Origin of the sequence: Erythrobacter sp. CCH5-A1, assembly GCF_001557115.1 — a bacterium.
Taxonomy (GTDB): Bacteria; Pseudomonadota; Alphaproteobacteria; order Sphingomonadales; family Sphingomonadaceae; genus Erythrobacter.
Map to the genome: position 1 here is coordinate 1 of NZ_LSKQ01000041.1, position 3292 is coordinate 3292.

A 3292-nucleotide genomic window follows, 5' to 3' on the forward strand; every position below is an offset into this window, starting at 1 on the left:
CCTCACTCTTACATAAGTGTGAGGTCCTGTCCGGGGAATTCGGGGGCCGCTTCAACTGGCAATCGTTGTTCTTGGGCCTGTCTAACCAGCCGGAGCAGAACCTTCATTCGCTGGCTAGTCCGATCCATCACGTCACTTACGGCGTCCAATTGATCGATGATCAAGACGACCGGCGCGTTGCGCGCCAGCGCAGATAGCTCAGGCAGAAGTGAACCTGTCATGCCCAGTGCCCGCGCAATGTCATCAAAAGTTGCTACATCCGCAGGCAGGGTGTCGGCTTTGATGCCAAAGACTGTCGAGCCTTGGTTCTCCAGTTCTTCGGTGAGTTTGGCCAAGAGGGCAGATTTGCCGGAGCCAGCTTCACCGATCAGCAAGGTAGCTGCACTCGCCTCAGCGAGTATCTGACCCACATTCTCCAAGTAAGTCGCTGATTTCGCTGTCGTAATCGTGATATTTCGCATATAAATCATGGCGTTGACGGCTGCGAGGGGCGCGTTTCATGGATCACCTGGAGGGTGCGGGCTTGGCGCGGGGAGATCGGGTTGATTTCGACCGCCGTGTGCGTCTGGAGTTCCGTGGTGCGCAGATCAGTTCAGACGGTGGCCTGCTGGTGATGCGCGAGCTTGATGACGTGCTCGGCCTGTCCAATCTGGCGTCGGAGGCGCTGCGAGACAGCCGCACCGGGAAGAACACGCTCCATCGGCTTGACGGATTGTTCCGGCAATCGGTGTTCGGACGACTGGCCGGATACGAGGATGTGAACGATGCTGACCGCTTGGCCCTCGATCCCGTGATGCGTCAGGTCGTTGGCGGCAGGGCCGTCGAGGCGCAAGCTGCTTCGGCATCGCAGATGGGACGGTTCGAGACCGAGACGCTGGCTCTGGCCGCGAACCGGGCGGCGCTGGCCGATCTGAACGGCCAATGGATCGACCGGTTTCATGACCGCAACGGGTTGAAATACATCGTGCTGGACATGGACAGCTCGGTCAGCCCCACCCACGGCGATCAGGAAGGTGCTGCCTGGAACGGGCATTTCGACTGCACCTGCTATCACCCCATCTTCTTGTTCAACCAGTTTGGCATGCTGGAGCGCTGCGCCCTGCGTAACGGCAATGTCCACAGCGCCGATGGCTGGCGGGATGTCCTTGATCCCGTCATTGCCCGATATGCTGGCCGCGACCTTGGTGGACGCTTCTTCCGGGCCGACGCTGCCTACGCGATCCCCGCGATCTATATGCGGCTGGAAGAAGCCAGGTTCTTCTACGCCATCCGTCTGCCCGCCAACGCCGTCTTGCGCGAGAAGATCGCGCATCGGCTGACACGGCCCGTGGGACGGCCTTCGCTGACCAAGGTCAAACGGTTCTTCGAGGACTTCGAGTATCAGGCGGCGTCCTGGGACAAGCCGCGCCGCGTCATCGCCAAGATCGAATGGCATCCGGGCGAGCTGTTCCCCAAAGTCGGCTTCATCGTCACCAACCTGCCGATGGAGCCAGACTGGGTGGTGAGGTTCTACAACCAGCGCGGCACCGCAGAGCAGCACATCAAGGAAGGCAAATATGCCTTTCGCTGGACGCGGCTGTCATGCCGGAAGTTCCGGCACAACGAGGTGCGGCTGCAACTGCACGCGCTGGCCTACAACCTGGCAACCTTCCTGCGCTGCATCGAACTGCCCGAGGCCATGGCGGACTGGTCGTTGACCAGCCTGCAACTCAAGCTGATCAAGATCGGCGCCCGCGTCGTCCGCCACGCCCGCGCCATTACCTTCCAGTTGGCCGAGGTCGCCGTCACCGGCCCGATGGTGCGGGCCGTCCTTGCCGCCATCCGCCGTCTTCGAACGCCTCCGTCATGCGCATGACCACGATCCATGCCCAAGCTGAACGAAAGCGGCAGGACAGGTCCGTCTGCCGCGCGGAAAAGCGGCTCTGCCGGGCCAGAATGCTGCGGGTTCGAGGCTTGATCCACCCGACTTCGGCCGTTTGCGCGACGACAGACACCGCTCGGGGCGAAAAACGCTTGCCCAGCGAGCAAAATCAGGCGATCTTGAAGTCAAGCGGCAGGCCACTTGGAGAATGTCGGTCTGAGTCTTCAGACGCTCCAGCTCGGGCCTTGTAAGTTCATGGCCTGAAATCGCTCTAGGCCAATTGCGAAGTTCATCGGACCCCGACCTTGCATCCTGACGCGCTCTATCAAGGTCAATCGCATCGGCCTCGTTGCGCTGAGCCATCCCTTCCAAGGCCGATTTGATCGCCTCTGTGTTTTTGAACGTGGCCTCTGTCGCTGCGAAGTGCCCCAGCTCGCGCCAGTGCTTCGATTGGTAGAGTCTTGAGCGAAACGCACTGAAAAATATAACAAATGCAGACTTGAGTTCGCTTGGTTCGGTCTGAAAGATCCTCTTGAGCGCGTCATCGGCACCGCTGTCTCCAGCAAAACGCTCCACGAACATTCTGATATACTGATCAGCCAGTCGTTCTGTGTCCGGCAATTGCGATGGGTCGGCGACCAATGCCTCAAGCATGGGCACGACAACGCCTTTCGCGAAGCTCTCCGTTCTGAGGTCTTCAGCCAAGGCGGGAACACCCGGTATCACCGCCTCGAGAGAAGCAGCAGCGATTGCCGCCAGCTCCTCTTTTGATTCACGAGACTTCAGCCACGCAAAGCCCTTGGAGCCAGCATACTGGATTGCGGCGTCGCCTAGCGCGCCAAGGATGATTTCAGTTAGCATCGCTGACAATATAGGACTAAAAACTGGTGTTCTGGAGGCCTAGTGTCATACTGACCACCAGAAAATTCGCTGACATTTCGATATTTTCTGGCAACGTGCAACGCGCGCTGCATGGGGAGGTTCGATGTCTGCTGCGATCGATTTTACATACAGCTACGCCTTTCCGTCGAATGTTCAGCAATCTGCCAAAGGTAGGCCGCAATTGTCGCTCGCGACCTGCAATGCAGATCATGCGAAGCCCCACTTTTTCGACGGAAAGGTTCGACAGCCGCGAATGCTGGGCGAAATGCTTTACGTCTTGAGCGATGTTGTGCGCACGCACTTCTTTTTGCCCAGGCCCGCCATTCTCGATCCGGTGGTTACCAGCAATGAAGAGATGCTGCGCCTTGAGGGATTCAGCGGTTGCTGCGGGGTCTATGCCAGGGTGGATTTGCCAGCCTCCGTTTTCGAAGGCGAGTGTAAGGGGCGGGGAACGACCAACGTTGATTTCAATAATGACATGCGAGCAGCGCTGCTTAGCCCATCTTATTCACCGGCGATGTCGTGAAGGGTTGGCGGGAGTGGTGTAAG

General features: G+C 58.8%; 4 protein-coding genes. 2 read left to right on the forward strand and 2 right to left on the reverse strand.

The window, feature by feature from the left end:
- Nucleotides 1-8: 8 nt before the first annotated feature.
- Nucleotides 9-470, reverse strand: a complete 462-nt coding sequence (locus AX708_RS02155) for an ATP-binding protein (protein ID WP_067489432.1) — start codon at nt 468-470, stop codon at nt 9-11.
- Between the two features lie 29 nt (nt 471-499).
- On the opposite strand from AX708_RS02155, the gene AX708_RS02160 reads away from it, so the two are divergent.
- Entirely contained in the window at nt 500-1855 is a 1356-nt protein-coding gene (locus AX708_RS02160) for an IS1380-like element ISPme1 family transposase (protein ID WP_012112698.1), read from the forward strand.
- Here AX708_RS02160 and AX708_RS20200 read toward each other — a convergent pair.
- The gene (locus AX708_RS20200; protein ID WP_156454513.1) at nt 1844-2722 is read right to left on the reverse strand and encodes a hypothetical protein; all 879 of its coding nucleotides are present in this window, start codon (nt 2720-2722) and stop codon (nt 1844-1846) included. The two genes, AX708_RS02160 and AX708_RS20200, sit on opposite strands and share 12 nt — an antisense overlap.
- A gap of 124 nt (nt 2723-2846) precedes the next feature.
- Here AX708_RS20200 and AX708_RS20205 point away from each other — a divergent pair, with 124 nt between their 5' ends.
- The gene (locus AX708_RS20205) at nt 2847-3269 is read left to right on the forward strand and encodes a hypothetical protein (protein ID WP_156454514.1); all 423 of its coding nucleotides are present in this window, start codon (nt 2847-2849) and stop codon (nt 3267-3269) included.
- Nucleotides 3270-3292 lie beyond the last annotated feature (23 nt).